This is a genomic window from Rhodococcus sp. EPR-147, assembly GCF_001647185.1.
In the GTDB taxonomy this organism is placed as follows: Bacteria; Actinomycetota; Actinomycetes; order Mycobacteriales; family Mycobacteriaceae; genus Rhodococcoides.
The window spans coordinates 1-6,569 of sequence record NZ_LVCU01000157.1 but is presented as its reverse complement, the minus strand read 5'-3'; the positions used below and the strand labels follow the sequence as shown (position 1 = coordinate 6,569).

7 protein-coding genes and 1 pseudogene are annotated in these 6,569 nt (G+C 65.3%); 2 read left to right on the top strand and 6 right to left on the bottom strand.

Annotated features, from left to right (window positions below; genetic code table 11):
* From A2J02_RS28615 to A2J02_RS07670, 4 genes and pseudogenes are all read right to left on the bottom strand, one after another.
* Window positions 1–114, bottom strand: a pseudogene (locus A2J02_RS28615) (acyl-ACP desaturase); the annotation flags it as partial.
* A gap of 128 nt (window positions 115–242) precedes the next feature.
* Window positions 243–677, bottom strand: coding sequence for a GtrA family protein (locus A2J02_RS07675; protein ID WP_156516140.1), 435 nt, complete (start codon window positions 675–677; stop codon window positions 243–245).
* Window positions 678–841: 164 nt separating this feature from the next.
* On the bottom strand, window positions 842–1,009 hold the full coding sequence (locus A2J02_RS27625) for a hypothetical protein (protein WP_156516139.1): 168 nt from the start codon (window positions 1,007–1,009) through the stop codon (window positions 842–844).
* A gap of 152 nt (window positions 1,010–1,161) precedes the next feature.
* Complete coding sequence (locus A2J02_RS07670; protein WP_068048831.1) at window positions 1,162–2,547, bottom strand: maltokinase N-terminal cap-like domain-containing protein; 1,386 nt, start codon at window positions 2,545–2,547, stop codon at window positions 1,162–1,164.
* A gap of 157 nt (window positions 2,548–2,704) precedes the next feature.
* Between A2J02_RS07670 and A2J02_RS07665 the strand changes: the two genes are divergently transcribed.
* Both A2J02_RS07665 and A2J02_RS07660 read left to right on the top strand, forming a co-directional pair.
* Window positions 2,705–3,469: a pirin family protein gene (locus tag A2J02_RS07665; RefSeq protein WP_068048829.1), complete on the top strand. Its 765-nt coding sequence runs from the start codon at window positions 2,705–2,707 to the stop codon at window positions 3,467–3,469.
* A gap of 112 nt (window positions 3,470–3,581) precedes the next feature.
* A complete protein-coding gene (locus A2J02_RS07660) occupies window positions 3,582–4,058 on the top strand; it encodes a DUF4190 domain-containing protein (RefSeq protein WP_231893762.1) in 477 nt (158 codons plus the stop codon).
* An 18-nt stretch (window positions 4,059–4,076) separates the two neighbouring features.
* Here A2J02_RS07660 and A2J02_RS07655 read toward each other — a convergent pair whose 3' ends face one another.
* Both A2J02_RS07655 and A2J02_RS28115 read right to left on the bottom strand, forming a co-directional pair.
* Entirely contained in the window at window positions 4,077–5,195 is a 1,119-nt protein-coding gene (locus A2J02_RS07655) for a GGDEF domain-containing protein (protein WP_068048826.1), read from the bottom strand.
* Window positions 5,196–5,299: 104 nt separating this feature from the next.
* On the bottom strand, window positions 5,300–6,569 hold a 1,270-nt coding region (locus A2J02_RS28115), incomplete at its 5' end, for an ABC transporter permease (RefSeq protein ID WP_068048823.1).

Below are 6,569 nucleotides of genomic sequence, written 5' to 3'. Positions count from 1 at the left end.
GACGTAGTCGTGAGGGTGCCACTCCCGCGCCATCGAGATGTGACGGTTCACATTGTCCTCGGCAGTGGGCACCAGCTCTTGCAGAAGCTCGAGTTGTGTCAGATCCCTGGCCATCGAGATGCCTCCTCGCGTTGACGTCAGCTCGCAAGCCTAGGGCGATCGATGCGCGACACGCGGAGGCTTGCCCGGATTCTGTTAGAGGTAGCAATCGATGTCTGCACGCAATGGTGCAACGTCACAGCTCAGCGAGCAGCGAGACCGGATCCCGAGGACGCGAGCGTCGCCGGACGGAACACCCAGCCACGGAGAGCGAGGAACCGGGCGGCTCCGAAGATGCCACCCACAGCGATGACGACCAGAACTTGGACGTACGTCGGCGGTGCCGGGAACAGGATGTGCACTGCGGCCAGTGAGGCGGTACTCAGGCCGAGCCCGATCAGGGCCAGTCCCCCGGCTTCCCACTGCGTCTGGAACCAGCCGACACGACCGGCCGCATGAAAGGTGTGACGGCGGTGCAGCTCGTTGGCGAGCACGGTACTTGCGGCCACACCTGCGAGGTTGGCAGTGAACGATCCGAGTGAAGCGAGAGCGACGAACAGCAGGGCGTACACACCGTTGCTCGATACCCCGACGATCACGAAGCGCGTGAACTGAGCGAACACCGACTCGCCGAGCATCCGCGACCTGATGCGGGGCGCACAGCCCGACGATCCGGACGCGGCCGGAGCTTTCAGGGAAGTGCTCACGAGGACTCCAGTTGTAGAACCGGAAGCGTCGGTCGGCGCTTCGACTCGATACAACTCCGCCCGAGAACGAATCGGTCTCGGGCGTGACGGAAGTCTCAGGCCTTCGTGGAACTTTCTTCCCGGGCGCGCTTCTTGCGGTCCAGGTCGATGTTGAGACTGTTGGGCTTGATCGATGCGACGAACAACACCGCAACGAGCACGACCACCACGACGATGGTGATGACGACCACCGCGATGCCGAAAATTGCCAAGATACCGTTCATGTCCTGCCTCCCGTGTCAGGCAATACGGTACTTGTCGTAGACAGGCCGGTCGACCACGACCCCTGGGTCGTTGCTGCAGGCTCCACTCCCGCCCCCTGAGGTCGTTACTGCAGGCTCCACTCCCGCCCCCCAGCTCAGCATCAGCTCACCGATCAGCTCACCAGGCGCGCCACGGCGCGCAGCGGCAACGACAGCCAGGTGGGCCGGTTGCGTGCCTCGTACAGAACTTCGTACACGGCCTTGTCCAGCTCGTATGCGCGCAACAGGTCGGCCTCCTCGCGGGGATCGTGCCCGGCCACCGAGGCGTAGCCGTCGAAGAATGCAGCGATGCTGCGGGCCGCCCACTTCTCGGCGCGCTCTCGCGCCGACTGGTCCTCGGGCAGATCGACCAGCAGGTGGTTGGCGGCGTAGTCGAACGAGCGCAACATTCCCGCCACGTCACGCAGAGCGCTGTCCATCTGCCGACGCTCGGCCAAGGTCTTCGCCGGCTCACCCTCGAAATCGATGAGCAGCCACCGTTCGGGGGTGCCCAACACCTGACCCAGGTGCAGGTCACCGTGGATCCGCTGCACCGTGGTGCTGTTCGACGCCTCCGCCCGAGAGATCAGCGCGGTCGCCGCCGGGATGTACTGCGCGATCTCCGGCACCACCCTGGCGACTCCCGAGATGCGGGCGAGGATCTCGTCGACGGCGGTGGACTCGACGGACCGTTCGGCGGTGCCCAGCACCGATGCCAGGTCGTGGTGCACCTGCGCCACGGCTGCTCCGATTCGGTGGGCGTCCGGGGCGAAATCTGCGGGCAGGTCTTCGATCGGCGTCTCCGGTGAGTCGAACACCTCCTGCACGCTGGCCAGCGCCGCAGTCCACCCCTCGGCGGAGTTCGCGGCGAAATCCTGAGCCATGCCGCGCGTCGTGGGTTCACCACCGACTTCGGTTTCCAGCCAGCCCCGAAGCGGCGCCACGTTGACGCTCCCCGCCTGTGCCAGCGCGCGATGCAGTTCCACATCCGGACTGATTCCCGGCGGCACCTGACGAAACAGCTTGAGCAACAGCAGATCACCGAGAATCACCGAGGTGTTGGACTGCTCGGCCCCGAGAACCCGACCACGCAGACCGCTCGGCACACTCGAACCGTCGACGACCTTGAATTCGATGCTGCCAGTGGCTTTTCCGGCAGCAAGGGCATCTCCGTACAGGCCGATGATCTCGGGGTCGCGTAGACCGTCGTAGACGGCCACCTCGCCCGCCACGGGCAGCAACCACGGTCGGAGGTCGTCGGTCGGTTCGGTCCGGAAGCCCAGGGGCACCTGGTAGGTCTGCACGACGGCCGCGCCGTCCTGTGTCAACTGCACCTCCACCAGCAGATGCTCGGCCGCGAAGTGCGGTTCGTCTCGGAGCACGTCGCGCGCGACGATCCGCACCGAACTCACCGTCGAACCCTTTGCGCCGAACCACCGTTGACCTGGCAACCACGCCGCCAAGGCGTCCTCGAGCTGGGGTTCGACCGTGCGTGCCACACTCGAGCTGGAACCGACCATGAGAATTTCTCGCCGCCTTCTTCGGAGTTTGCGAAGCATGTGAGCGTACGTAGCGAAACCTACCCACTCCCGGTGCCGCCCACACACCGACGGCAAAGACACCCGAACGTTATGCAGGTCGTACGCCGGTGCACAGACATGCTCGTAGAGTGGTCTCATGTCCGCTCCACTGACCGCCCACATCGACGTACATCGTGCCGGTGATCGATCGAAAACCCGTGTGTCCTGGCTGGACTCGAAACATTCGTTCTCCTTCGGCCAGCACTACGACCCCGACAACACCCATCACGGACTGTTGCTGGTCAACAACGACGACATCGTCACTGCCGGTCAGGGATTCGAGACGCATCCGCATCGCGACATGGAGATCGTCACGTGGGTGATGCAGGGTTCACTGGTGCATCAGGACTCCATCGGTCATTCCGGAATCATCTATCCCGGCCTCGCGCAACGGATGACCGCGGGCAAGGGCATCATGCACTCCGAAAAGAACGACTCCTGGAGCATCGACGGCAACAAGCACACCGAACCCGTTCGCTTCGTGCAGATGTGGGTACTTCCGGACAGCCCCGGTGTCACTCCCGGGTACGAACAGCTCGAAATCGGCGACGAATTACTGCGAGGCGGCTTGGTCACCGTCGCGTCGGGGATGGACAAGCACCGCGGGCAGGCGGCGATCGGCATCTCACAGAAGTCGGCTGCGCTGCACGCCGCCAGGCTGTTGCCCGGAAATTCGGCGACGGTGCCCGACGCCCCGTTCGTGCACCTGTTCGTCGCGCGCGGCACCGTCACGCTCGAGGGGGTGGGCGAGCTCTGGGAGGGCGACGCCGTCCGCATGAGTTCGACTGGTGGACAAACCATCACCGCTACCGAGCCGGCCGAGGTGCTGATCTGGGAGATGCATTCGCGACTCGGCGGTTGACGACCACGTTCGATGACAAGTTGATCACGGGAGCGCGTGGGGGTCTGTGCGCACAACAGACACCTGCATACACTCCGAGCGTTCACGATCGCCGATCTCGGAGGTACTCGACGTGTCGAATCAGAATCCGCCGCCCGGAAACTATCCCCCGCCCGGAAACTACCCTTCACCTGGTGAGTACCCCCAGCAGGGCGGGTACCCACAACAGCCGGTAGCCCCGAAGAACACGGTCGGCACCGTGGCTCTGGTGCTGGCGATTCTGGGTTTGTTGTTCTCCTGGACCATCGTCGGCGGAATTCTTCTCGGCCTGATCGCCATCGTTCTCGGTTTCATCGGACGGTCCAGGTACAAGAAGCGCACCGCCACCAACGGCACCGTGTCACTCGTCGCGATCATTCTCGGCTTCGTGGCCGCAGCTCTGTCGATCGTTCTCGTCGTCGTCGGCGTCGGCCTGTTCAACGCAGTGGGTGGCCAGGACTTCACCGACTGCCTGAGCAACGCAGGCAGCGATACTGCGGCGCAACAGCAGTGTGCCGACGAATTCCAACAGAACGTCGAGAACCAGTACGACGACTCGACTCCGAACTGAGTCGTAGCGTCGCTGCACTCACGTCTCGGTGCCTGACGGAGTCCGATCGTTTCGGGGCGTCGAGCCCGCTACGACCACCTGATTGCCGCCCTGCTGTTTGGCCTCGTACATCGCCGCATCGGCACGTCGCAGCAACAGTGTGGTGAGTTCGACGACGTCGAAACCGATGCCTTCGGCAACGGGATATGTGCAGTGCGCGACGCCGATACTCACTGTCAGTGGTGCGGGGTCCTCCGCGAAATACGCGGCACCCCGATACTTCTCGGCCAGTGCGAGGGCCTCGTTCTCGGCCGATTTGGTCACCACCGCGAATTCTTCACCGCCCACCCGCGCGACCAGCACACCGTCCGTGGTCAACCGGCGTGCGACTAGCTGCAGGGCGGCGTCCCCCTGGTGGTGACCGAATCTGTCGTTGATCGACTTGAATCGGTCCACGTCGACGACCATCACCGAGACATCGGTCGCACCGAGGAAATACACCGGGAGCGCCTCGTCGAGCCCTCGCCGATTGCGCACCTGAGTGAGCGGGTCGAAGTTGGCCGCCTGCGCTTGGACCTGCAGTTTGAGGAGCAGGTACTGGAAGAAGGTGGGGCCCATGAACGTGATGGGCACGAGCACCACGAGTTGCGCGATGGCCAGACCGTGATCGGCCTCGGGCGAGAGCAGGATCAGCACGAAGAACAGCGTCATGGCCGCTCCGGCCCACAGCAGATGCAGCGCCATGACCCTCGGACTGTGGAAGAGCTGGACGTACACGCTGTTGGCTGCGAGCATCGCCAGAGCCAAGAAGGCGGTCTGCGGCGATCCGTAGGACAACAGAACCAGCGTTACTCCGATGTCCGAGTACGCGGCGAACATCACCGATACCCGCTTCGACGGCCACGGAGCCTTCAGCCAGGCGATACCGACCAACAGCGTCGACACGATCGCAACGACGAAGACCGACCTGGCGATCGCCGAGGTCGGCGGGGCGTCGGTGAGCCAGAGCAGCGCAGCAGCACCGAGTCCGTACGTGAACGTGCTCAGAGATGCAGCGAGGCGATACGGTGCGAGCGCACCGTGCAGGTCGAGGTAGCTGACCACCGACTCGTAGCTGTGTGGCTGGTTCCACCAGGTGCGCAGGAATGTCGATTGCACGTAGCCTCCATGCGCGTTCGGCTCAGAGATCACGGAACCGACAGGACGCCACCATGTCGGGCCGGGCCGGGCAAATCGGCCACGTCGATGCTATCGGACCCCCGTCAGCCTCGGATGTCTCTTCGTCGGAATGCTGTGAAACCTCCTATACCGACGACGATGGCCACCGCGACGAGCCAGCCGATCGGCACCGGGGTGAGCGTTGCTCCCGGCAGTCTCGGAACATGGGTGAAGGGCGACAGATCGAGCCACGGCTGCGGCAGGCCCACCACGGACCCGACCTGGCCGAGGGCGACGAAACCGGCCAGCACGGCCCACAGGACGGTCGCGAATCGAGGAAGAGCTCCGAACAGTGCCACGCCGATGGCCGTCACCACCCATACGGCCGGCAGCTGAACGAGTGCACCGACCAGAACGGACGGCAGTTCGCCTGTGACGTCGCCGGTGGCCGACCCGTACGTCAGCCCGATGGCGAGGCCGACGACCAGCAGCAGCCACGCTGCGCCGAGGACCGCGCACAGCAGGTGACCTGCCAACCACCGCGCTCGCGAAACCCCGGTGGCCAGCACGATCTCGGCCAGGCCCGCCTCTTCCTCGCTGTGCAACCGCAGCAGAGCCGAGACAGCGAACGCGGCGACTACCACGCCCACGATGCTCAGCACAGCGGCGATGAACGACTGCTCGACGGTGCTGCCACCGAACTTCTCCAGTGCCTCGCCGATGGCAGCGCTGCTGCCGAGTTGGTCACCGATCCCGCCGGTGGACGATCCGATGGCGATGCCGAACAGAGCAAGCCCGACGGTCCAGACGGCTACGGTCCCGCGCGAGAGACGCCACGCGAGAGCGATCGGCCCGGACAGCGAGGGTGCGGCCGCTGCACGGCCGCGGTGTTCGGCCCGCAAGCCGGCACGGAGAGCGCGTCGATTCGCAGCGGCGAACGCGCCGAGGCAGAATGCTGTGGCGGTCGTCAGTGACAGCATCATCGGCCACCACCGCTCGTCGGCGAACGGCCGTACCTGCGCCGACCAGCCGATCGGCGAGAACCACGAGAGGGTGCCCGAGCCTGCGTCGCCGATCGCACGCGCTGCGAACACCACGGCCAGCACGCCGAGGGCGTAACCGCGAGCCGCTCGCGCCCCCGACGCCACCTGTGCCGCCACGGCCGCACAACCGACGAAGACGAGTCCGACCACGGCGACCGACGCCCCGTATGCGACGCTCCCGGCTAGCGGGAGCCCGAATCCCCACAGCGAGATCGACGACAACGCGCCCGTCGCCGCCACCCCGCCGCCCGCCGCCAGCATCGCTGCCGCCAGACCCGCGTGCCGTCCCACGGCCGTCGACCCGATCAGCTCGGTCCGACCCGCATCCTCC